This is a genomic window from Oceanibacterium hippocampi (assembly GCF_900172325.1).
GTDB lineage: Bacteria > Pseudomonadota > Alphaproteobacteria > Sneathiellales > Sneathiellaceae > Oceanibacterium > Oceanibacterium hippocampi.
The window spans coordinates 2,287,972-2,309,638 of sequence record NZ_FWFR01000001.1; the positions used below are offsets into that span (position 1 = coordinate 2,287,972).

A 21,667-nucleotide genomic window follows, 5' to 3' on the forward strand; every position below is an offset into this window, starting at 1 on the left:
GTCAAGCGGCGGCGATATTGCCCGACTTCACGATTGCGCGCGCCGGTGGGCCGGCCGGGGCTTCAGCGCGGCGGGTCGATCATCAGGTCGGCGCGGCGGTAAGGCACGAAGCCGAGCCGCTGGTAGAGCGGCAGCGCGCGCGGATGATCCAGCGTGCAGGTGTTCACGGTGACCCGTTCCGGGCCGCGCTGCCAGGCCTCGTCGATCGCCCAGTTGAGGAAATAGCCGCCGAGGCCGTGGCCGATGAACTCGGGCACCAGGCCGAAATAGGCGAGGTCGACGACCCCGTCCTTGCGGCAGTCGAGCTCGGCATAACCGGCCGGCACGCCGGCGACATAGAGCACGACGACTTCCACCTTCTCGTCCTGGATGATCGCGCGCAGCGCCGCGTCGGAGAGCCGCTTGCGTTCGTACCAGTACCAGGACCGGCCGACCGCGTCGTAGAGGTAGCGATAGAACGAAACGGTCGGCTTCTCGGCCCGCATCAGGGCGATCCGGACGGCCGGCCGCGGGACCGTCGGGCGCTGCGGCCGTTCGCGCATTTCCAGGTAGGTGACCGTGACCGGCCACTTGCCGTCGACCGCCCGGGGCGGTGTCGCGCGATCGGCCCCGGTCATGCGCCGGTCTCGACCGGGGTATCGTCGCGGCCGCCCCATTCGGTCCAGGAGCCGTCATAGACGGCGGTGTCGCGATGGCCGAGAAGATGCAGCCCGAGAGCCAGTACGCAGGCCGTAATGCCTGAGCCGCAGGTCGTGACGACCGGTCGGCCGAGGCCGATGCCGGCCTGCTCGAAACGGGTGCGGAGGGCGTCGGCCGAGAGGAAGGTGCCGTCCGGGTTGAAAAGCTCGCCGTAGGGAAGGTTCTTCGCCCCCGGCATGTGGCCGGAGCGCAGGCCCGCCCGCGGTTCGGCCTCGATCCCGGCGAAGCGGCCGGCCGAGCGGGCGTCGAGGATCTGCTCCCGGTCGCTGCCGACAAGGCCCTGAACCTGTTCGACGTCGCGTACAAGCATGGTGTTGAAGCGGGCCGAGAAGTGCCGTTCTCGGGGCAGCGTCGGCCGGTTCTCGGTCGGCCGTCCTTCCTCCAGCCATTTCGGCAGGCCGCCGTCGAGCACGGCGACGTCGCTGTGGCCGAAGATCCGGAACATCCACCAGACCCGGGCGGCACTGACGCAGCCGTTGCTGTCGTAGACAACGATCCGGTTGCCGTCGCCGAGGCCGAGGCGACGGACCCGGCTGGCGAACTTCTCCGGCGAGGGCAGCATGTGCGGCAGCGTGCTGTCGCTGTCGGCGATCTCGTCGATGTCGAAGAAGACCGCGCCGGGGATGTGCTCGGCCTCGTATTCGGCCCGGGCATCGCGCCTCAGGTGCGGCATGTGCCAGCTGCCGTCGACGATGCGGATGTCGGGGGCGTTCATGTGTTCCGCCAGCCAGTCGGTGCTGACCAGGGCGGACGGGTTGGCGTAACTCATGAGCGGGCGTTCCTCAGGCGGATGGTGACGGATCGGCGAAGACGACGGTGACGCGACGGTTCTGGCGCCCCTTCTTCTCGATCTTGCGGACTTCGACGGGGCCGATTTCGGCGGTGTTGGCGACGTGGGTGCCGCCGCAGGGCTGCAAGTCCAGGTCGGCGACCCGGATCAGCCGTACCCGGCCGACGCCGCGCGGCGGCTGCACCGACATCGTCTTGACGAGTTCCGGACGGGCGTCCAGCTCGGCGTCGCTGATCGAATCGGCGGTCACCGGGTGGGCCCCGGCGATCAGCCGGTTGAGCGCCTCCGAGATCTCTTCCTTGCCGGTCTCGAGTTCCGGCAGGTCGAAGTCGAGCCGGCCCTTGCCATCGGAAACCTGCCCGCCGGTCACCGGATAGGGCATCACGGCGGAGAGCAGGTGCAGGCAGGTATGCATCCGCATGAGCCGGTGTCGGGGCTCCCAGTCGATCTCGGCGGTGACCGTTGCGCCGACCCCGGGCGCGGTCTCGCCCTCGGCCGGCACATGGACGATCTCGGTCGGGCTGTCGCCCTTCACCGTGGTGACGATCCGGATCTCGCGGCCGTCGCCGAGGCGCAAGCGGCCGGTGTCGCCGGGCTGGCCGCCGCCGGTCGGATAGAACACCGTGCGGTCGAGGACGATGCCGCCGCGCTCGTTGACGGCGGTCACCGTGGCCTCGCAGCTTCGCAGGTAGGAATCCGCGCGGAACAGGTCCTCGGTCATTCGGCGGCCTCGCCGGCGTCCTTCAGCCAGGGCGCGGGCGGCAGGCCCTTCTCGCGCAGCATCGCGACGTCGAACATCTTGCTGTGATACTTGGCCGAGGTGTCGCAGAGGATGGTGACGATCCGGTGACCCGGGCCCATCTCGCGGGCCATGCGGATCGCGCCGGCGACGTTGATGCCGGTCGACAGGCCGAGCGCCAGGCCGTCGTAGCGGACCAGGTCGTAGAGCACCTCGAGCGCCTCGGCGTCGGGAATCTGGTAGGGGAAGTCGACCTCCAGGCCTTCCAGGTTGGCGGTGATCCGGCCCTGGCCGATGCCTTCGGTGATCGAGCTGCCTTCCGACTTCAGCTCGCCGTTGGCGTAGTAGTTGTAGAGCGCCGCGCCCATCGGATCGGCGAGGCCGATCTTCACGCCGGGCTTCTTCTCGCGCAGTGCCATCGCGGTCCCGGCCAGCGTGCCGCCGGTGCCGACGGCGCAGATGAAGCCGTCGATGGTGCCGTCGGTCTGGGCGTAGATCTCGGGGCCCGTGGTCCGGTAATGGCCGGTCCGGTTGGCGACATTGTCGAACTGGTTGGCCCAGATCGCGCCGTGCGGCTCGCTCTTGGCGAGTTCCTCGGCGAGCCGGCCGGAATATTTGACGTAGTTGTTCGGGTCCCGGTAGGGGAGCGCCGGGACGAGCCGGAGATCGGCGCCGCAGATCGTCAGGAGTTCACGCTTCTCCTTGGTCTGGGTGTCCGGCATCACGATGACGGTGCGATAGCCGCGGGCGTCGGCGACCAGCGCCAGGCCGATGCCGGTATTGCCGGCGGTGCCCTCGACGATCACGCCGCCCGGCTCCAGCAGACCGCGCTCCTCGGCATCGAGAATGATGGCCAGCGCCGCGCGGTCCTTGACCGAGCCGCCGGGATTGAGGAATTCGGCCTTGCCGTAGATCTCGCAGCCCGAAATTTCCGAAGCCCGGCGAAGCCGGATGAGCGGCGTATTGCCGATTGCCGCGACCATCCCGTCCTTAATATCCATGGGGGAGCGCACTTTCATATGAATGATGATTTCACGACAATGTACGAGGGCGCCTTGACCGGTTCAAGCACACTCGGGACCGTTGTCCCGCGCGGGAAGGAGCTTTCCGGCGAAGTTCGGGGTGTCAGGCGGCGCGGGGCCCGCGCAGCGCGAGCCAGAGCCCGGCGAGCAGGATGCCGAGGCCGGCGAGCGTTGCCCAGCCGAGCGGTTCGCCGAGCACCGGCACGCCGAGCAGCGCCGCGGTGATCGGGCTCAGGCCGAGAAAAACCGTGACCCGCGACGGCGAGGCATGGGTCAGCGCGTATAGCCAGAGCCAGTAGCCGATGCCGCTCGAGACACCGATGAAGAGCACGGCCCCGAGCGCCTGTCCGCTGTAGTCGGGAAGGCCCGCGAACAGGCCCTCGCCGGCGGCGAAGACGGCGAGAAAGGCGACCGAGGCGGCCATCGCGAAGGCGCTCACCTGAAGCGCCGGGTAGCGTTCCAGGTAGGGCCGGTAGAAGACCGCGCAGACCGCGCCGGTGAGCGTGCTGGCGAAGGCCGCGCCGTAGCCGAGCCAGGGCAGCGCCGCCGGCCCGTCGCCGACCGCCTTGCCGCCGAGCGCGGCGGCGACACCGGCCACGGTCAGCAGGACACCGAACTGGCTGAGGGGACCGAGGCGTTCGCGGCCGAGCATCGCGGCGATCAGCATCGTCAGCAGCGGAAAGGTCGCGAAGATCAAGGCCGCGCGCGCCGCGCTGATCGACTGCAGCGCGATGTTGAGCAGCACGATCAGGATTCCGAACTGGCCGATGCCGAGAACCGCGATCGGCAGGATGTCCCGGCGCGCGAACGGCACCCGGCGAAAGGCCAGCAGGGCCGGCACCAGGAACAGGAAGCCGATCCCGTAGCGCAGGAAGGCAAGGCTCGCCGGACCGATCTCGGCGATCGCGAAACGGGTGGCGACGATCGCCGCGCCGACCTGGAAACCGGTGCCGGCCGCGGCCAGTGCCGCCGCCACCGGCCGCCCGGTCAAAGCTCCAGGTCCCAGACCTGGCCGATCAGTGTCTTGCCGAAGCTTTCGTGCCGGTTCTCCTCGACCAGCCGGAAGCCCTTGTCCTCATAGATGCGCCGGGCGGCATGCAGGATGTCGTTGGTCCAGAGCATCATGCGCCGGTAGCCGGTCCGCCTGGCGAAATCGACCGCCTCGGTGACCAGCCGCTGGCCCACGCCGCGGCCGCGCGCCCAGGGTTCGACATAGAGCAGACGGAGCTGGGCTGTCCCGCCGTCCTTCCGCACGACGAAGACCGAGCCGGCGATCCGCCCGTCGATCTCGGCGATCCAGCAGCTTTCCTTCTCCGGGTCGAACTCGCGCAGGAACTGCGCGGCGATCTCGGCGACCATGATCTCGAAGCTGCCGTCCCAGTCATATTCCTCGGAATAGAGCGCGGCATGGCGATGGATGACCCAACCCATGTCGCCGATCCGGTGCGGGCGGAGCACGACCGAGGGATCCGTCCCGCCGGTCGCGCCGGCGCCGAGCACCGTCTCGATCGTCGCCATGGCATCGAGCAGGCGAACCTGGTCGGCGTCAGGGATCGTCTCGAGCAGGCGCCCGATGTCGGTCTTGGTCTTCTCCTCGAGCGGCCGGAAGGTCCGCCAGCCCTGCTCGGTCAGGCTGAGCAGGACGCGCCGCCCGTCCTCGGCCGACGGTGTGCCAGCGACGAGGCCGCGTTCGCGGAAACTGCGCAGAATGCGGCTCAGATAGGCCGGGTCGAGACGGAGGCCGGCGGCGAGCGCCGACGCGCTGATGTCCGGCGAGTGGGCGAGCTCGTAGAGCACCCGCGTCTCGGTCAGCGTGAAGGAGGTGCCCTGCAGGCCTTCGTCGAGGGCGCCGACCTGGCGGGTATAGAAGCGGTTGAAGCGCCGGATGCGGTCGACGGCGCTCTCGGCCTGGTGGTTCGGTTCTCCGGTCATGGGCTTGCCTGTATCGCTGGTCAGAAGATCAGCATGATCCGGATATTTGACTCAGTCAACTAAATCGGTCGCGACGTCGTTCATTTCCGCCCCTGGCGGAAGTCGCGGCGCCTGCGGTGATCCCGGTCACTTGATCCGGGACGCGGGGAAGCGCGTAATCACATTCAGGCAGCGAAGGAGGAGATCAGATGCTCAAGGCGTCACTCATGTTCGCCCTGGTGCTGGTCCTTGCCGTCCAGAAGCCCGCGGGCAGTCTGGCGGCCGAGGCGGGCGCCGTAGCGGTCAGCGAGACCGACAGGACGGCGATTCACGCGGTCATCACCCGGCAACTCGAGGCGTTCCGCGTCGACGATGGCGAAACCGCCTTCGCCCAGGCAGCGCCGAAGATCCGCTCTATCTTCCAGACGGTCGGCAATTTCATGGCCATGGTGCGCGGCGGCTATCCGCCGGTCTACCGGTCCCGAGACTACGACTTCCGCGGCATCGAGGTCATCAACGGGACGATCGTGCAGAAAGTTCTCGTCGTCGGCGCCGACGGCGCCGTCGTGCTGGCGATCTACGAGATGGAGCGCCAGGCGGACGGGCGCTGGCTGATCAACGGTTGCGTGCTGGTCGAGGCGCAGGAAGAGGCGGTCTGAGCCGGCCGCCGGTTGCGCCTCAGGATTGCCAGCCCAGTTCCCGGGCGATCTGGACCGCCTGGGTGCGGTTCTGCGCGCCGAGCTTGCGGAACACGCCGCGCAGATGGACTTTCACCGTGACCTCCTGAAGTTCCAGGCGGCGGGCGATATCCTTGTTGGCGCTGCCGCCGCAGAGCAGCGTGAGGACATCCTGCTCACGCGCGGTCAGGAGGTCGAGCGGACTGGACGAGCCCGCCGCACCGCCGCTCCGTTCACCGCTGGCTGTCCGGCCCCGGGGTGGCGGCAGGAAGGTCTGGCCATCCAGAATGGTCTCGATCGCGGCGAGGAGGTCGGGTGCTTCCAGGCTCTTCGGAATGAAGCCCCGGGCCCCGCGCTCGATCGCGCCCTGCTGGTAGAGCCGGCGCACATATGCCGAAATGATCGCCAGCGGCACGTGCGGGCAGGCGGCCCGGAAGCGGTCGATGCCGTCCAGTCCGTTCATCCCGGGCATGCGAAGATCGAGGATCGCGAGGTCGGGCGCGGAATCGAGCTTTCTGACGGCATCGATGGCGCCTTCGAGCGAATCCGCCTCGACAAGCTCGAGTTCCGGGCGGGCCATCTCGACGAACGCCCGGAATCCCTCCCGCACCATCTCGTGATCGTCCGCGAACAGAATTTTCATGATCCGTAACCCGATCCCTGGACCGACCCGCAGAACACGGCCCGAACCGGTCGGCGCGGCGGAACCTCAGTCCCGTCGCGCCGATAGCTCCGCGCCGCCGCGCAATCGTCGCGTAACAGTCCGCTCAGAACGTCACGACCGAGCGGATCGACTTGCCTTCATGCATGAGATCGAAGGCAGTGTTGATTTCGTCAAGCGGCATCACGTGCGTGATCAGGTCGTCGATGTTGATCTTGCCGTCCATGTACCAGTCGACGATCTGCGGCACCTGGGTCCGGCCCTTGGCGCCACCGAAGGCGGTGCCGCGCCAGACCCGGCCGGTGACCAGTTGGAACGGTCTTGTCGAGATTTCCTGGCCGGCACCGGCAACGCCGATGATGATGCTTTCGCCCCAGCCCTTGTGGCAGCATTCGAGCGCCTGGCGCATCGTCTTCACGTTGCCGATGCATTCGAACGAATAGTCGGCGCCGCCCTTCGTCAGGTTGACGAGGTAGGGCACCAGGTCACCCTCGACCTCCTTCGGGTTGACGAAATGCGTCATGCCGAACTTCTCGGCCAGCGCCCGTTTCGACTCGTTGAGATCGACGCCGACGATCATGTCGGCGCCGGCAAGGCGGGCGCCCTGGATGACGTTCAGGCCGATGCCGCCGAGGCCGAAGACCACGACGTTGGCGCCGGGCTCGACCTTGGCGGTGTTGATCACCGCGCCGATCCCGGTGGTGACGCCGCAGCCGATGTAGCAGACCTTCTCGAACGGCGCGTCCTCACGGATCTTGGCCAGGGAGATCTCCGGCACGACCGTGTAGTTGGCGAAGGTCGAGGTGCCCATGTAGTGCAGCACCGGCTTGCCGCCGAGGCTGAAGCGGCTCGACCCGTCCGGCATCAGGCCGGCGCCCTGGGTCTCGCGCACGGCTTGGCAGAGATTGGTCTTGCCGCTGGTGCAATAGTTGCACTGCCGGCATTCCGGTACGTAAAGCGGAATGACGTGGTCGCCGGGCTTGAGCGAGCGGACGCCCGCCCCGACCTCGACGACGACGCCCGCGCCCTCGTGGCCGAGGATGGCGGGGAACAGCCCCTCGGGATCGTCGCCGGACAGGGTGAAGGCATCGGTATGGCAAATGCCGGTCGCCTTAATCTCGACCAGGACTTCGCCCTCGCGCGGACCTTCCAGCTGCACGGTCTCGATGGTCAGCGGTTGGCCTGCCTGGTGGGCGACGGCGGCACGTACGTCCATGTCCTGCTTCCTTTCACACCTGTCTGAAACAACGTCGTCGCCGGGATTGTTACCACGCGAGGCCGACAAAACAATGCCCCGTGCCGAACAACGATCTTCGAAACCATGCAACGCGCTATTTTCAGGCCCGCTGTTCTCGCCTATCGTTTATGGCGTGAAACGCGACATGTGGGCATGAGGGGGCGAATCCCAGCATGACATACGGGTTCGCCAGTCCGGAACCGCGATGCTACGGCATCGTTCTGGTCGACCAGTTTCCAATGATGGACTTCAGCGCCATCATCGAACCGCTGCGCTCTGCGAACCGGCTCAGCGAGAGAACACTCTATGAATGGCGAATCATCTCCGTCGACGGAGAGCCGGTGGCGTCCTCCAGCGGGATCTCGATCATCGCCGACGCGGCGATCGGCGAGCCGTTGCGCGTCGACCGGTACCTGCTGCTGTCCGGCATCGTCGGGCCGCAGCTTGCCGACCGTCGGCTGATCGGCTGGCTGCGCCGGGCCGACCGGCAGGGTATTCCGCTCGGCGGAATATGCACCGCCGCCTTCCTGCTGGCCCGTGCCGGCCTGCTCGGCGACCGGCGCTGCACCATCCACTGGGAAAGCCTGCCGAGCCTGGCCGAGGAGTTTCCCGATCTCAACCTGACCGGCGAACTATTCGAGGTCGACGGGCACCGCTTCACCTGCTCCGGCGGGCTGGCGACGGCCGACCTGATCCTGCACCTGATCGCGGCCGAGCATGGCAAGGCGCTCGCCGACGCGATCTGCGACCAGTTCGTGCTGGAACGCATCCGCCAGCCGAACGAGCGCCAGCGCCGGGCGACCAATTCCCGCCTCCTGGTCAAATCGCCGAAGCTCTATTCCATCATCGAGCAGATGGGCTGCCATCTCGAGGATCCGGTGAGCCGGTCCGATCTGGCCAACGCGGTGGGCCTCTCGACCCGCCAGGTCGAACGGCTGTTCCGCAAGCATCTCGGCTGCACGGTGTCGCGGCACTACCGGGAGATGCGGCTGCAACGGGCGCAGCTTCTGCTGCGCCAGACGGGCATGTCGATCCTCGACGTCTCGGTCGCCTGCGGTTTCACCTCGGCCTCGCATTTCTCGCGCTGCTATCGCCAGTTGTTCGGCCGCTCGCCGCGCGAGGATTCCGCGTTGGCCTGACGGGTGGCCTTGCCCGTTCCAGTTTCGTAACATGAGGGCCGATGCATATTGCGCATTGAAGGGTAGGGGCCATGCTGGCAGCCGGCGATCGGGCGCCGATTTTCCAGAGCAAGGATTCCGAGGGGCGGCATTTTCACTCTTACGAGGATCATGTCACCGGCTGGCCGATGGTGCTGGTCTGCCCGCCGTCCCGGGATGGCGGCGCGACCGAACGGGCGCGGCGGCAGGGCCTCGAAATCGCGGACGAGGGCGCCTGGGTCATCCTGATCGGCGGTGATCCCCCGGCGGGCCCGGCGACCGGAGCCCCCGGCGGCAACCACCCCCGGTTCCGCCATTTGCCCGACCGCGGAGGCAAGCTGCGCGAGGCGATCGCCGGTGAGGCCGGGGCCGCGGTCGTGGTGACGGACGCCAACCAGCGCATCACCCACATCTATTCAGGGCAACCGCAGGAGACGCAACTCGCGGCGGCACACGCCGAGATCGAGGCGGCGGCGGCGGCGCGGTCGGCCAGGCCGATCGCCACGCATCCGCCGGTCCTCGTCCTGCCCCGGTTCCTGTCGACTGAGATCTGTGCCCGGCTTGTCGCCAAGTGGCGCGACGTCTCGACCGTCTACCAGGGCGACGGCCTGAAGAGCGAGGGCTTCGAGAAGGAAACCGGCGATTTCAAGGTCGCGATCGGCAACGATACCGCCGCCGTCAGCCAGCTCGTGCTGCGCGACCGGGATCTGGTCACGGCGCTCGACGCGATCGTGCCGAAACGGCTCGGTCCGGAAATCGAGAAGGCGTTCCAGTATCGCATCAAGTCGCGTGAGGATTACCGGATCGCGTGTTACGCGGCCGAGGCCGGCGGCTTTCTCGCTGCCCATCGCGACAACCCGACCAAGCCGACCGCCCATCGCCGCTTCACCGTGGGCGTGCTGCTCAATGCAGGCGAATACGAAGGGGGCGGCCTGACCTTTCCCGAGTATGGCGGGGAATTCTACGACGTCGAAACCGGGACGGCGGTCGTCTGGTCGGCGTCGCTGCTGCATGGCGTGCGGCCGGTGACCGCCGGGAGCCGGTTCCTGCTCGGCGCCCATCTTTACTGAGCCGGACGGCGGCTTGCCGGCCCTGCGAATACACGAACGACGAAGGCCGGGCAGAAGAACCGGAGAGACAGGAAAAGAGGGGGAGTTTACCGATGCACAGGACTTTCATGGCGGCCTTGCTCGCCTCATCCGCGCTGGTGTTCGTGCCCACCGCAGGCGCGCTCGCCGATCCGATTGGCCGGGTTACCATGGTCAGCGTCTGGGCATACGGAACCCCGCCGAACCAGGCCACCCGGGATCTTTTCGAGCCGGAGGCCGTCAATTCCGACGAAGTCGTCAGGACCGTAACGCGCGGCGCCCTGCATCTGTCTTTCCTCGACGATTCGGTGTTGCGACTTGGCAGCGCCAGTACGGTCACGCTGGATGAATTCGTCTACGACCCCTCGACCAGCAGCGGCGAAATGGCGATCAACCTGTCGAAGGGCACGTTCCGCTTCATCTCGGGCAACATGGCGAAATCGGGGATTCTCTTCCGGACGCCGTCGGCGACGATCGGGGTCCGCGGTACCGATTTCGCGGCCCTGGTCGGTGAGGACGGCACGACCCGGATCACGGTCTATTCCGGCGAGGTCATCGTGACGCCTCTTGCCGGCGGAGCCCCGGTCTCGGTTGCGGCGGGACAGGACCTGACCGTCTCCCTGAATGGCGAAACCGGCGAACTCGGCAACGGTTTCGAGACAGTCGACCCCGGCCTCGGCGAGGACGAGGGCTTCGACGGCTCCGGCGGCGGGCCGGGCGGCGGCGGGGGTGGCGGCGAGGGCGGCTGAACCGCCGCGATCGATACGCCGGAGCCGCCCGGTCGCCACGGAATGTGAGCACGGTCACCGCGGTGGATCGCGGTCCGGCTGGCGCTCTTCCCTTGCGATTGATTATATTTCAGCTATTGCATTGAGGCATTCGCGCCGTGGCCGGGCCTTCGCCCGGCTTGTCGGCTTATCCGTTTCCACACTTCTCGCCCAATCCGTCGAAATCCAAGGGAGTTCAACAATGCGTGTGTTTTGCGTAGCGGCGTTGCTTGCCGTGTCAGCGTCAGTCGTACCGTTTGCCGCGTCACAGGCCGAACCGGTCGGCCAGGTCACCATGGTCAAGGTCTGGGCCTACGGGACCCCGCCGACAGAAGCCCGGCGCGATCTCTACAAGCCCGATTCCGTCGATCAGGACGAAGTGGTGGAGACCGTCACCAGCGGCGCGCTTCACATGGAGTTTCTCGACCAGTCTGTGCTGCGGCTGGGCAGCGCCAGCACCGTCAAGCTCGATGAGTTCGTCTACAACCCGGCGACCACCGACGGCCAGATGGCGGTCAACCTGTCGAAGGGCGTGTTCCGGTTCGTCACCGGCAAGATGACCAAGTCGGGCATAAGCTTCACCACGCCGTCGGCGACCATCGGCGTGCGCGGCACCGATTTCATCGCCACTGTCGACGCCGCGGGCAACACCACGATCTCGGTCCTCGAAGGGGCCGTGGATGTCACACCGGCGGCCGGCGGTCCGGGGATCTCTGTCGCCGCGGGACAGTCCGTCACGGTCGCCATGGGGGCGAGTTCCGGGCAGATCGGCCAGGCCTTCCGGAACCCCGATGTTGGCCTGGACGATGCCGGCAGCACCCCTGGCAATGACGGCGGCGAAAATGACCTGGGCAGCAGCAGCAGCAGCGAGGAATAGGGACGGGGGCGTGACAATCGCCTGACCCGGTGACGTTCCGGCAGCCGTGCATGGCTACCGGAACCTCTCCGTGGACGATCCCGACGCTGCCGGCGTTATGTGATTAATTAATGCTTTCGATATAATTATGGATTGGCTGACCGGTCGGACGATCGACCGGCAAGCCCCCATATGCGGCCGGCGGACTGCGTTCCGGGCGCGACAGGAACGGGTGACAGTGTTGCCAGGCGAGAAGGCGAGAACGAAGCTCTTCGATTCCGGTGACCTGATCCAGGTCGTCCTGCTCATCCTGTTGCTTCCCGTTGCCTGGTTGCTGCCGGAGAGGCGCTGGCAGGCTTCGGCTTCGGCCATCGGCCGCCTGTTCGCCCGCGGTCCCCTGGGGAACCGGGTCCTGCGTCACAGGGTGGCACGCCGGTTCGCCGTCGCGGGCCAGGTCGGCGCCCGTCCGGACAAGCTCGCGGAGCGGCAGGTCTCGGCAGTCCTGCTCGCCCGTCTGCAGCTGCTCAGATTGTGGCGCGATCCCTCCTGGCGGCCGGATGTCGAATTCGAGGGCCTGGAGCACCTGCAGGCCGCCCGCAGCGCGCCGGGCGGCGCCATCCTGTGGCTTGCGCCGTTCACCCATGCCGATCTTGTCGGCAAGATCGCGCTCGCCGGGGAAGGTTTCGACATTCTCCATCTCGGCCGCCCCGAACATGGCTTCAGCGGCAGCCGCTTCGGCATGGCCGTATTGAACCCGCTGCAGATCCGGATCGAGCGGCGTTTCCTCGCCGCGCGAATCGAGATGACCGGGGCGCTCGGCGTCAAGGCGCTCCGGAGCGTGAAGAAGGCGCTGCGGCGTGGCCTTCTGGTCACGATCTCGCTGACCCGGACCGCGAAGCAGGTCCGCCCGGTGGCGTTCCTCGGCGCCCGGATCGAGCTGCCCGTCGGGCCGGTCAATCTTGCCTTCAACGAAGGCGCGGCGCTGATTCCCGTTCATATTGTCGAGAGCGCGCCGGGCCTTTTCCGGGTCGTTATCCGGCCGCCGCTCGAGCTTCCCGCCGACGGAGACCGCGAGGCGCGGGTCGATGCCGTGCTCGGCCAGTTCGTCGCTGGGCTCGAGGACCTCGTCGTCCGCTATCCCGAGCAGTGGCGCGGCTGGAATCTGGTCGTCGAGGACCGCTGACCGCCGGGCCTCGCGGCCGGCCCTGTTTCGCCATCCATCGTCTCCGTGGAGAAAGCTTGCAAACGCATATTTCTCCTGCCTATCGTTTCTGACCGAGTTTCGCGGCATCCCCGATGTCGCGCCAGAAGCGCCGGGTCGCATCCGAACTCCGGCGATAACAGGGGAGGGACGGAATGTTGCTCAGGACAGCGATTGCGGGCACGGCGCTGCTGCTTGGCGCCGTGACACTACTACAGGGCGCGCAGGCCGAGACGGCGGCGGAGAAGGCGCTGGTCGACCGCTCGGTCGCCATGACGCCGGGCGGTCCGTGGCCGGCCGGCGACCAGGTCGGCATGGCGAACACGCTGGGCCCCGGCACCTGGTTGCGTTGCGCCGCGGAGATGTCGGCCGATGGCGCGAAGTCCTACGAACTCAGCCATGTCCGCTCGAACGACATGCCGATGTCGCCGTTCGGGGTGCCGCTCAAGTACGAGTATCGCCCGACCGTCGGCATCCCGGGCACGAAGCACGCCTTCAACGGGGAGCAGGTCCTGAGCGGCGAGCCGGGCGCCCAGGGTACCCAACTCGATGCCCTCGGCCATTTCGCCTATCTCGGCGAGGCCTGGTCCGGGGAGGGCGATTTCCCTGCCGACGCTGCGACCTACTACGGCGGTTACAAGCAGGCCGAGGTGAAGCCGGATCCGGCCGGGCCGCTGCTCAAGCTCGGGGTCGAGAATGTCCCGCCGATCGTGACCACCGCGGTGCTGCTCGATGCCCAGGCTTTCATCGGCGGCGGCAAGGCGCTCGAGCCCGGGCAGATCGTCAGCCGTGCCGATATCGAGACGATGCTGGAGGCCGAGGGCCTCGCCTGGCGGGGCATTCTGCCGGGCGACGTGGTGTTGATCCATACCGGCTGGGGCGAACGCTGGGACGACGCCGAGAAGGCGAAGGACTATTATTTCATGGGGCCGGGGCTGGGCTTCGACGCGGCGGAATACCTGGCCGAGCGGAAGGCGGTGCTCGTCTCGCTCGACAATCCCTTCACCGATCCGGTGGCGGCCGGGCAGCTCCAGGGTAAGGCCAACGCACCGCAGAAAGGCGACGAGGGATTGCCCTTCGCGATTCATCACCAGAATCTCGCCGTCAACGGCCTGCACCAGATCCAGAATGCCAGGCTCGGCGCGCTTGCCGCCGACAAGGTCTGGACGTCCTGCGTGATGATCCTGCCGCTGCGCTCTGAAGGGGCGTCGGGCTCCCCGGTCCGGCCGGTGGCGATCGGCGCGCCCAAGGGCTGACCGGCGGCGGCCAGGCGGGCAAGAAAAAGGGGCCCGGCAGTGATGCCGGGCCCCTTCGTCTGTTGGCTCCCCGGGCCGGACTCGAACCAGCGACAGGGTGGTTAACAGCCACCTGCTCTACCAACTGAGCTACCGGGGATCAGTGCTCCCTTGCGGGCGGGCGGTGTATAGCAAACCCCCCAGAGCTTCACAAGCCCTGCTTTCCCCGGAATTCGAGGGCATCGGTCCGCGGCCGCTTGACGGTTTCCGGCGAACCGGCAATCTGGCCGTCATGTCGCCGCTCCGCAAAGTTCGAAAACGTCTTCCGGCCTCGCGTGTCGCGCGCATCGCGATCGGCGTGCTGCTGGTCATCGGCGGGCTGCTCGGCTTCCTGCCGGTGCTCGGTTTCTGGATGATCCCGCTCGGCGCGATGGTGCTGTCCATCGATCTGCCGGCGGTTCGCCGCCTGCGTCGCCGGGTCGAGGTCTGGTGGGGGCGCGAAAGGCCGGCCTGGCTGCGCCTCGGCGCGCGCCGGCAATCCGCACCTTCGGGGCGGGGATCGGACGCGGGGAAGGGAGCGCCTGCCGGTGGACCGGGCCGCGCCGGGAGGCCGGGTGCGGACGGTCGTCGCTGAGGAAAAATGGAGGCCTGGACCGGGGATCACCAGTCCAATGATATCAATGACTTACGTGGAAGTGGGACACTTTCCCGCCGCCTTTGTTTTCAATGACTTACAGGAGGTAGTGTCCCACCTCGCCGGTCGCCATCCAGCGGTCGACGCCGCGAATGTAGCGCTCGATGTCATGGGCGCCCAGGAATACTCCGCCACCCCGGATCGGGATCGCCGGGCAGTCGTGCGCCCAGCCGGCCCCCCGCTGCGGCTTGCTGCCGGCGACGACGCCGCCGAACGGGAAGGCCGGGGCCGGGTCGCCTCGGTTCACGAACCGCATGTGCCAGGCGAGCGATTCGCCGAGCCAGGCGCGGAACTCCGCCGCGAAGGCACTGTCGCCGAAGCGCGGCGCGCCGAAGGTGATCACGCCAGCGGCGTCGAGCCGGCGGGCCAGCGGCAGCGCCACGGCGCCGCCCATCGAGTGCCCGCCGATGATGACGTCGCGGGCGCCGGCGAGTGCCCTGGCAAGCGCCTCGATCAGCCGCTCCGCGTGGGCCAGGTAGCCGGCGGCGACGTGGCCACCGTAGATCCACGGCACCTGGTCGCAGAAGCCGTTCGTGAAGATGTCGGACCACGATCGCCGGACCCGGAATTGCGTGCCGCGAATCACCGCGTAGACCGCGCCCTCCGGCGTCTCGACGATGACGGCCTGGCTGTCCCCGACCTCGATATAGCGATAGGCGACGAAGCCGTAGGCGGTCGCCAGCGCCAACCCGGCCGCCTCGGTCTCGTAGGCGACGGCGGCGGCGCGGACGGCCCACCAGGCATGCCGCCTATTCATCGAGCGACTTGACCTGGTCCTCGCTCAGGGGCTCGAGAAGATCCCCCGTGCGGCAGTAGGCCCGGTAGCGCTGGCGCTCTGTCCCGGCCGGGTAGAGCCGGTCGACGGTGCCGATGGGTGTTGCCTGGCAGACGACGTAGCGGCCGGCCAGATGGGCGCGTTCGGCCGCCTGTGCCCCGTAGCTGTCGACCAGCGGTGCGACGCGGTCATAGGTGCCGCAGCCGGCAAGCGCCAGCAGGGCCGCGAGGGGGATGATGTAGCGCACGGCCACACTCCTTCTATTGAACCCCAGCGACAAGATCGAGCGCCCGGGCTTGTTGAAGTTGGTCTTCCGCACACCCCTCAATCCAATTCGTCGCGAGACCGGCGCGGCTCTTCTCCACCTCGCACAGCGGACACTTCTGGCCGACCAGCGCGCCAAGACCAACGTCTTGGAGATACTGACCGTGGATGGCCCAATTGGCATTCATGAGGGGGTCGAAGTCGTTTCTCGGGTCATCCTCGCCCTCAATCTGGCGCGTGAGCGCTTCCGCCGCCTCTTCGCCGGAAGTCGCGACCAGATGATCGAGCCCACGCGCTGAAATCGCCCGGCGCAACTCTCCCCAATGTTCCATGCAAATCTGCATCGGCTCATTCCTTCTTGAAGACGCGGTCATAGGTGCCGCAGCCGGCGAGCGCCAGCAGGACGGAGAGGAGGGCGAGCGCGCGCATCATGCGCGCTCGCGGTTCGAGACGAAATAGACGACCGCACCGGTGATGACCGATCCGAGCGGCACGAGGATCTCGGCGGGCACGTTGAAGTAGTAGCCGAGCGTGCCGGTGATGACGGCGGCGAGGGCACCGGCCCACGCCTTGCGGGTTTCAGCGATCATGTCTGGCTCCTTTCGTTCATGACGGGCGCGTGGTATAAGCCGCGCCTGGTGAGTGTGACCTCGCGCTTTTTGTGGGAGGGGCGCCTGGTGCGAGTGAAACGGGGTCGCGAGCGGCCCCGTTTTGCTGTCTGAACCCTTGCATTCCCTGCAAGAGATCGAGCGGCGACGGATCGCGGAATTGCTTCTTCGCCTCAGGCGATCAGCGGCCCGAGCAGGCGCGCGAATTTCTCTTCCCGCCCGGCGCCGGCGGCGGTGTTCCAGACCCGCTTCCAGTAGCCGGCGAGGCCGGCCAGGTCGCCGGCATCGGGCAACGGCTGCGGATCGAACCAGTAATAGAGCCGGGCCAGCGCCGCCGCGTAGAAGGCGTTGCCGGCGAGCTCGGCCGCGCCGCCGACGAACGGCCGGCCGAAGTTGGCGTGCATCCAGGACGCGAGCTCCGGCTGGCGCCAGATCCGCGCGACCAGGTCGTCATGGGTCGCCGGCTCCATCTGCCACCAGCCGAGCGCCGGGCCGGGATTCTGCTTGATCCAGATCCCGCCGGTCTCGACCGCGAGCGTGCCGAGCAACAGCTGCCGGGCCGCGACGCTGCCGAGGCGCGGCTCGACCGCGCCGAGCGAGCCGAGCACCGGGGCGATGACCAGCGATTCGACCTGGCGGGCGAGCGCGATGCGCATCAGCGCGCCGCCCGGCGGACCATCACGCGCCGGAAATCGGCGCTCTCGGGCGAGCGCTCGACCGCCAGCACGTCGTAGATCTGGCCCGCGTACTGCACCTGGCCACCGCGCGGCGGCGGGGTCGGATGGCGCGGCACGGCGATGAAATGGGTGGCCCCGGTGCGCGCCACGTCGGCCGGCGCGAGCTCGCGCATGGACGACCAGGCGGCGCCGGCCGGTGTGCCGTCGGCCAGGATATAGCTGGCGCGCCAGCGGCGATTGTTGATGACCGTCACGCTCATCGCTGCCTCACCGTCAGTTTCCAGGTCCGCTGCAGGGTGCGGCCGTCCGAATCGGTCACCGTGATCTCGACGCCGAAGGTCGCGCCGGTGCCATCGAAGCCGGCGTCGAGCTGGTTCGCCGCGTTGACCCGGAACCAGATCGTCACCGCCGCGCCGTCGTTCGACGGGGGGTTCGTCACCTCGTCGATCTCGACGCCGGCGGCGACCGCCTCGGCCGAGAGCGCCACGACCGCGGACGCGATCGTGGCGTCGCCGTTGCCCGCCATGACCGCCGCCCAGTCGGCGACATATTCCTTGTAATCGGCCGGGTCGAGCGGTTCGGCCCAGGCGATCGCCTCGCCCGGAATTGCCATCAGGTCGGATCCTTGTCGCGGATCGCGAAGGCGGCGACATCGACCGTCCCGGCGGTGGTGATCGCCTGGCTGGTCTTGGTGGTCACCGGGCCGAGCCGGGAATTGACGCTGTCGACCAGCGCGACATGGTCCCAGTCGCCGTTGACGTCGACGGTCAGGCCGGTCTGCGCGCCGATGGTCAGCATCCGGCCGCCGCCGCCGCCGTCGTTGTCGGCGATTGTGTAGTCGCCGCCACCGGCGCCGGTGGTGAGATCGACGGTGCCGAGCCGCTTGCCGTCCGACACGCCCTTGTTGTTCGAGACGTGGCTGTAGGTCGAAGGCTCGCCTTCGCAAAGCACGAGCTTGTCGCAGTTGTCGGCGATCGCCTCGAGCTTCGCGTCCTTGACCCAGTCGGGGGAAGATTTTGCCATGATGGTCTCCTGCTCAGGCCGCTTCAGCGCGGCGGGACAATGCGGTCGCGGCCGCGGTTCGGGTTGACGCCGGCGCGGCGGCCGTTCGATCCGGATCGGTGCTGACCGGGCCGCTTGCGACGGCCGGCGAGCCGATCTCGATCGCCGACGTCATGTCGTCCGGGTTGCCGGCGACCGCGACCGTGCCGGTGGCGTTGTCGTTGGCCGGTGCGATCGCCAGGTCGTCCGGAAGGCCGGTGACCGACACCGTCCCGGCCGCCTGGTCGATCGACGGCGCGGTCGAGAGATCGGCGCCGGCGCCGGTCCAGGCAACGCCGCCTGCGGTTCCGTCGATCGACGGCGCGGCCGTCAGGTCCGCCGGCATCCCGGCCGGTACGGTGAATATCCCGGCAGCCACGTCGATCTCCGGGGCGGCCACCAGGTCGGCCGGCGTCCCGGCGCCCGAAACGGTGCCGGGGGCCTGATCGATTTCCACCGCGGCCGCCAGGTCGGCCGGGTCGCCGGCGAACGCGCCGACGGTGCCGATTGCCGGGTCGAGCGCGACATCGCTGGCCAGGCCCGCCGGCGCGCCGGACACCAGCACCGCGCCGGTGACGGTGTCGACCACGGGGCCGATCGCGGGGTCGTCCGGGTTGCCGGTGAACACCAGGGCGCCGGCCGGCTGGTCGAAGGCCACCGCCGCCGTCGCATCGGCGGGCGCGCCCGTCCAGCCGGTCGAGCCGGCCGCCGCGTCGAGAGCCGGCGACGCGGTCAGGTCGGCCGGGGCGCCCTCGATCGCGCCGCTCGCCGGGACATGGGCGCCGATCCAGTAGGGCGTCGGCTGCGCGGTCCCGAAGATGTCGGTCGCGGGCGTGCCGGTCGAGGTGCCGGCCTGCAGGTCGCCGGTCGCCTTCGTCCGGAAATCGTTTGCCGCGTTCTCGAACTGGTCCGCGAAGACGATCGAGGTCAGCGAACCGGCGCCGGGCGCCGTCGCGTCGCCGGAGGCGTTGTAGTCGGTGCCCCCCGCCCAGGTGCCGGCGAAGTCCTGCTCGAAACCGAAGGCGGCGCAGTTCTTCGCGACCGGCGTGCCGAACTGGCGGCGGATGCCGAGCCCGGCAGAGGCCAGGCCCGAGGGCCGCACGGCGGTGACGTTCGAGACTTCGCCGCCGGAGAAGTAGAGCGCCGAGCCGTTACCGTCATTGTCCAGGATGACGACCGAGCGCTGCATCACCCCGGAGCTGCCGCCGATATCGATCAGAACGAGATTGCCCTGGGTGCCGTAGACGATGCACTGGTCGATGCTGGTGTGATTCAGCAGGTCCTTGATCACCCGGCCGTTGAAGCCGCCGGAATGGCCGATCATCAGCCGCGAGAGGGTGACGTAGTTGACGTCGATGTCGATCGTGTTCTGGTAGTTCGAGGACTTGTCGACATGGGCGAAGGCGGTATCCCAGTAAAGCGGCGTCGCGGGCCCGGCATCGACGAAGCTCTCGCCGGCCGCGGCCGTGATCAGGATCCGGTTGACCGCGCTCGCGTTGGTCCAGCCGTCGCCCTGGTAGATCCCGACCTCTTCGTCCAGACCGCCGGGAAACGTCCAGATCTCGAAGTCGATCGGCCCGATGGAGGACAGGTCGCCCGCCTCGGTCGCGAGCGCGGTGTCGAGCGAGGTGTAATCCCCGCCGGACGGCTTGACGGATTTAGCGACCAAGGACCAGCCTCCCGAGATTTCGGCCGGCGCGGTCGAGCCCCGGTCGGGCAGCGAGAGCCCGACCGAGCGCGGGGCCGGAGAGCAGGCGGACGCCGGGGCCGGCGTCCGTCGTCGCGTCCAGGTCCAGCGTCACCTTGCGGCGCGCGATCGGGCGGAGCTCGTCATCGCGGCCGGGCTCGACGTTCGGGAATTCCCGGCCATTCCGCACCACGACATAGGCGGGCTCGGCCAGGCTACGGGCGTCCTCGAGGCTCAGATCGATGTCCGGGACGACGACGACCACCGTCTTGCCGTGCCAATCCTCCGGCCGGCCGCCGGCGGCGCGCCAGGCGGCGAAACTCTCCCGCTTGCCCCACTGGAAGCCCGTGGGCTCCGCCCGCAGGATCGATCCCCGGCGCAGCAGCTTCGGGTCCCGGTCTACCGGGCCGGCGGCGTAGACCAGCAGCTCGGGCATCGTTATTCCGGCTTCGGGGCAAAGACCTCGTCGAAGCGAACGAAGCCGTTGCCCTGCTCGGTCACGCAAAGCTCCCCGTCCCGCTCGAACGCCAGCACCCAGTCGCCCGCGATGGAATTGCCGAACAGCATCACCCCGGACGCGCCGATTTGCGGATGCAGGCCCTTGAACAGCAACACCAGCCGCGCCTCGCTGGCGGCCATGCTGTTGACCATGGAATCGGTCTTGCCGCACAGGTCGGCGGAGAGCGCCGGCGCCGCCCAGAGGCAGAGCAGGCCGGCGATGATCGTCTTGCGCATGTCGTCACCCTTTCATCATGCGGTCTTGAGCCAGCCGCTCCGGCCGGCCCGGTAATCGAGCGCGTAGCCGCGCGTGTATTCGCAGATCAGCCGGATCCCGGCCCAGGCCGTCTTCTGCCGGATCCGCCAGACGTGGACATAGATCGTTCCGTCATCGACCGCCCCGCCGGCAGCCTCGCCGGCATGAATGATGCGCATCAGCTCACGGCGGCCGAGCGGGTAGGGATGGCAAAGCAGCGCGTTGACGATCCGCATTTCGACTGGCGACAGGCCGCAGACGTTCAGGACGCGCCCGATCGTCATCAGCTCGCTTTCGGTCAGGGCGCCGGTCACCGCGGCGGCCTTCAATGATCGCCGCGCTCGAGCAGGTCGACGCGGCGCTTCAGGTCGACATGGGCCGACCAGACCCGCCCGAATTCGGCGGCGGCCTCTGTCTTCGTCATCCCGCCGTCGCGGGTCTGGCGAACCTCGCCGCGCAGCTCCCGCACCGTGTCGGTGAGGCTGACGACCCGTTCGTCGAGCCGGGCCACTGCCTCGCGGCTGTCGGCGACCGAGACGCCGACCCATCCGATCAGGCCGCAGATCACGAAGCCGACCAGCGTCTGCGCGTGGCGCTCGATCGCGCTCCGGCTGGCCGGCGGGCGGGTGTCGCGGTCGCTGTCGGCCATCATTTCCTCTCCGTGATCCGATACCGCTTGACGACCTTCCCGGCGCGCTGGAGCACCAGCGGCGTCGCCTGCTCGATCTGCCCCCAGACGGCGCGTCGGGCGAGCAGGCTCGCGTCCTCGTCGGCGATGGCGAGCACGTCGCCGGAGAGCCCGGCCACGCGGTCGATCTCGAAGGCCGGGCCGAAGGCCTCCGTCTCGTCCAGGTAGCCGAGCTCGAACTCGACGACGCGATAGCGGGCGCCGATGTCGGTATAGCTCTGGCCGCCCCGGCTCCGGGTCCGCCGGCTTTCGTCGGCCCATGTCCATTGCGCGCCCCAGGACGGGTTCCGCGCCGGCTTCCACGCCGGGCCGAGGACGATCCGCCCGATGTCGAAATAGCCGGCCAGCGGGGCGGCATCGGCGACCGCGATCTTCCAGTAGCGGTATGTCTGGTCGGCCGCGAAGACCTGGTAGAGCGCGCCGTAGCCGGCCTCCATGC

General features: G+C 68.4%; 29 protein-coding genes, 1 tRNA gene and 1 pseudogene. 8 read left to right on the forward strand and 23 right to left on the reverse strand.

Annotation, left to right across the window (positions count from 1 at the left end; genetic code table 11):
• Positions 1-62: 62 nt before the first annotated feature.
• The 6 genes from OCH7691_RS10865 to OCH7691_RS10890 all read right to left on the reverse strand — a co-directional run bounded on the left by OCH7691_RS10865 (position 63) and on the right by OCH7691_RS10890 (position 5,182).
• Positions 63-617 (reverse strand): GNAT family N-acetyltransferase, encoded by a 555-nt coding sequence (locus OCH7691_RS10865; RefSeq protein ID WP_085883381.1) that lies wholly within the window; start codon positions 615-617, stop codon positions 63-65.
• Positions 614-1,468: a 3-mercaptopyruvate sulfurtransferase gene (gene sseA / locus OCH7691_RS10870; RefSeq protein ID WP_085883382.1), complete on the reverse strand. Its 855-nt coding sequence runs from the start codon at positions 1,466-1,468 to the stop codon at positions 614-616. The genes OCH7691_RS10865 and sseA overlap by 4 nt, the downstream gene beginning before the upstream one ends.
• 13 nt (positions 1,469-1,481) lie before the next feature.
• A complete protein-coding gene (locus OCH7691_RS10875) occupies positions 1,482-2,210 on the reverse strand; it encodes an alanyl-tRNA editing protein (protein WP_085883383.1) in 729 nt (242 codons plus the stop codon).
• On the reverse strand, positions 2,207-3,229 hold the full coding sequence (locus OCH7691_RS10880; protein ID WP_085883384.1) for a cysteine synthase A: 1,023 nt from the start codon (positions 3,227-3,229) through the stop codon (positions 2,207-2,209). Before OCH7691_RS10880 ends, OCH7691_RS10875 begins: the two co-directional genes overlap by 4 nt.
• A 124-nt stretch (positions 3,230-3,353) precedes the next feature.
• Positions 3,354-4,241 (reverse strand): DMT family transporter, encoded by an 888-nt coding sequence (locus tag OCH7691_RS10885; RefSeq protein ID WP_217807901.1) that lies wholly within the window; start codon positions 4,239-4,241, stop codon positions 3,354-3,356.
• Positions 4,238-5,182 carry a bifunctional helix-turn-helix transcriptional regulator/GNAT family N-acetyltransferase gene (locus tag OCH7691_RS10890; protein ID WP_085883385.1) on the reverse strand — a complete coding sequence of 315 codons (945 nt, stop codon included), beginning with the start codon at positions 5,180-5,182 and terminating at the stop codon, positions 4,238-4,240. The genes OCH7691_RS10885 and OCH7691_RS10890 overlap by 4 nt, the downstream gene beginning before the upstream one ends.
• Before the next feature lie 188 nt (positions 5,183-5,370).
• On the opposite strand from OCH7691_RS10890, the gene OCH7691_RS10895 reads away from it, so the two are divergent.
• Complete coding sequence (locus OCH7691_RS10895) at positions 5,371-5,820, forward strand: DUF4864 domain-containing protein (RefSeq protein ID WP_217807902.1); 450 nt, start codon at positions 5,371-5,373, stop codon at positions 5,818-5,820.
• A 19-nt stretch (positions 5,821-5,839) separates the two neighbouring features.
• Here the strand turns inward: OCH7691_RS10895 and OCH7691_RS10900 are convergent, their stop codons facing one another.
• Entirely contained in the window at positions 5,840-6,481 is a 642-nt protein-coding gene (locus OCH7691_RS10900) for a response regulator (protein ID WP_085883386.1), read from the reverse strand.
• A 124-nt stretch (positions 6,482-6,605) separates the two neighbouring features.
• A complete protein-coding gene (locus OCH7691_RS10905) occupies positions 6,606-7,715 on the reverse strand; it encodes an S-(hydroxymethyl)glutathione dehydrogenase/class III alcohol dehydrogenase (RefSeq protein WP_085883387.1) in 1,110 nt (369 codons plus the stop codon).
• A 194-nt stretch (positions 7,716-7,909) separates the two neighbouring features.
• On the opposite strand from OCH7691_RS10905, the gene OCH7691_RS10910 reads away from it, so the two are divergent.
• The 6 genes from OCH7691_RS10910 (at position 7,910) to OCH7691_RS10935 (ending at position 14,061) form a co-directional block, all read left to right on the forward strand.
• Positions 7,910-8,875, forward strand: a complete 966-nt coding sequence (locus OCH7691_RS10910) for a GlxA family transcriptional regulator (protein ID WP_085883388.1) — start codon at positions 7,910-7,912, stop codon at positions 8,873-8,875.
• Positions 8,876-8,946: 71 nt separating this feature from the next.
• Complete coding sequence (locus OCH7691_RS10915) at positions 8,947-9,963, forward strand: 2OG-Fe(II) oxygenase (RefSeq protein ID WP_085883389.1); 1,017 nt, start codon at positions 8,947-8,949, stop codon at positions 9,961-9,963.
• A 92-nt stretch (positions 9,964-10,055) separates the two neighbouring features.
• Positions 10,056-10,730: a FecR family protein gene (locus tag OCH7691_RS10920; RefSeq protein WP_085883390.1), complete on the forward strand. Its 675-nt coding sequence runs from the start codon at positions 10,056-10,058 to the stop codon at positions 10,728-10,730.
• A gap of 313 nt (positions 10,731-11,043) precedes the next feature.
• Complete coding sequence (locus OCH7691_RS10925; protein ID WP_176244998.1) at positions 11,044-11,625, forward strand: FecR family protein; 582 nt, start codon at positions 11,044-11,046, stop codon at positions 11,623-11,625.
• 211 nt (positions 11,626-11,836) lie between these two features.
• Positions 11,837-12,787, forward strand: coding sequence for an LpxL/LpxP family acyltransferase (locus OCH7691_RS10930; protein ID WP_176244999.1), 951 nt, complete (start codon positions 11,837-11,839; stop codon positions 12,785-12,787).
• Between the two features lie 173 nt (positions 12,788-12,960).
• On the forward strand, positions 12,961-14,061 hold the full coding sequence (locus OCH7691_RS10935; RefSeq protein WP_217807903.1) for a cyclase family protein: 1,101 nt from the start codon (positions 12,961-12,963) through the stop codon (positions 14,059-14,061).
• A 63-nt stretch (positions 14,062-14,124) separates the two neighbouring features.
• Here OCH7691_RS10935 and OCH7691_RS10940 read toward each other — a convergent pair.
• Positions 14,125-14,200 (reverse strand) — tRNA-Asn (locus OCH7691_RS10940).
• 132 nt (positions 14,201-14,332) lie between these two features.
• Here OCH7691_RS10940 and OCH7691_RS23505 point away from each other — a divergent pair.
• Positions 14,333-14,674 carry a hypothetical protein gene (locus OCH7691_RS23505; protein WP_085883393.1) on the forward strand — a complete coding sequence of 114 codons (342 nt, stop codon included), beginning with the start codon at positions 14,333-14,335 and terminating at the stop codon, positions 14,672-14,674.
• A gap of 97 nt (positions 14,675-14,771) precedes the next feature.
• On the opposite strand, the gene OCH7691_RS10950 is transcribed toward OCH7691_RS23505, so the two are convergent.
• From OCH7691_RS10950 to OCH7691_RS23265, 14 genes and pseudogenes are all read right to left on the reverse strand, one after another.
• Positions 14,772-15,491 (reverse strand): lipase family protein, encoded by a 720-nt coding sequence (locus OCH7691_RS10950; RefSeq protein WP_085883394.1) that lies wholly within the window; start codon positions 15,489-15,491, stop codon positions 14,772-14,774.
• Positions 15,484-15,756, reverse strand: a complete 273-nt coding sequence (locus OCH7691_RS10955) for a hypothetical protein (protein WP_139839624.1) — start codon at positions 15,754-15,756, stop codon at positions 15,484-15,486. Before OCH7691_RS10955 ends, OCH7691_RS10950 begins: the two co-directional genes overlap by 8 nt.
• A 13-nt stretch (positions 15,757-15,769) precedes the next feature.
• Positions 15,770-16,117 carry a hypothetical protein gene (locus OCH7691_RS10960; RefSeq protein WP_085883396.1) on the reverse strand — a complete coding sequence of 116 codons (348 nt, stop codon included), beginning with the start codon at positions 16,115-16,117 and terminating at the stop codon, positions 15,770-15,772.
• Between the two features lie 84 nt (positions 16,118-16,201).
• Positions 16,202-16,363 carry a hypothetical protein gene (locus tag OCH7691_RS23260; RefSeq protein ID WP_176245001.1) on the reverse strand — a complete coding sequence of 54 codons (162 nt, stop codon included), beginning with the start codon at positions 16,361-16,363 and terminating at the stop codon, positions 16,202-16,204.
• A 191-nt stretch (positions 16,364-16,554) separates the two neighbouring features.
• Positions 16,555-17,037, reverse strand: coding sequence for a hypothetical protein (locus tag OCH7691_RS10965; RefSeq protein WP_085883397.1), 483 nt, complete (start codon positions 17,035-17,037; stop codon positions 16,555-16,557).
• Entirely contained in the window at positions 17,037-17,318 is a 282-nt protein-coding gene (locus tag OCH7691_RS10970) for a hypothetical protein (protein ID WP_085883398.1), read from the reverse strand. The genes OCH7691_RS10965 and OCH7691_RS10970 overlap by 1 nt, the downstream gene beginning before the upstream one ends.
• The gene (locus OCH7691_RS10975) at positions 17,315-17,671 is read right to left on the reverse strand and encodes a phage fiber-tail adaptor protein (protein ID WP_085883399.1); all 357 of its coding nucleotides are present in this window, start codon (positions 17,669-17,671) and stop codon (positions 17,315-17,317) included. Before OCH7691_RS10975 ends, OCH7691_RS10970 begins: the two co-directional genes overlap by 4 nt.
• Positions 17,671-18,081 (reverse strand): hypothetical protein, encoded by a 411-nt coding sequence (locus OCH7691_RS10980; RefSeq protein ID WP_085883400.1) that lies wholly within the window; start codon positions 18,079-18,081, stop codon positions 17,671-17,673. The genes OCH7691_RS10975 and OCH7691_RS10980 overlap by 1 nt, the downstream gene beginning before the upstream one ends.
• A 13-nt stretch (positions 18,082-18,094) precedes the next feature.
• A complete protein-coding gene (locus OCH7691_RS10985) occupies positions 18,095-19,768 on the reverse strand; it encodes a hypothetical protein (RefSeq protein WP_085883401.1) in 1,674 nt (557 codons plus the stop codon).
• On the reverse strand, positions 19,758-20,222 hold the full coding sequence (locus OCH7691_RS10990) for a hypothetical protein (RefSeq protein WP_085883402.1): 465 nt from the start codon (positions 20,220-20,222) through the stop codon (positions 19,758-19,760). The genes OCH7691_RS10985 and OCH7691_RS10990 overlap by 11 nt, the downstream gene beginning before the upstream one ends.
• Positions 20,223-20,224: 2 nt before the next feature.
• Entirely contained in the window at positions 20,225-20,521 is a 297-nt protein-coding gene (locus tag OCH7691_RS10995; RefSeq protein ID WP_085883403.1) for a hypothetical protein, read from the reverse strand.
• A 15-nt stretch (positions 20,522-20,536) separates the two neighbouring features.
• Complete coding sequence (locus OCH7691_RS11000) at positions 20,537-20,854, reverse strand: helix-turn-helix domain-containing protein (protein ID WP_139839625.1); 318 nt, start codon at positions 20,852-20,854, stop codon at positions 20,537-20,539.
• 11 nt (positions 20,855-20,865) lie between these two features.
• Positions 20,866-21,189 carry a hypothetical protein gene (locus tag OCH7691_RS11005; protein WP_085883405.1) on the reverse strand — a complete coding sequence of 108 codons (324 nt, stop codon included), beginning with the start codon at positions 21,187-21,189 and terminating at the stop codon, positions 20,866-20,868.
• Positions 21,189-21,667, reverse strand: a pseudogene (locus tag OCH7691_RS23265) (hypothetical protein); the annotation flags it as partial. The gene OCH7691_RS11005 and the pseudogene OCH7691_RS23265, both read right to left, overlap by 1 nt.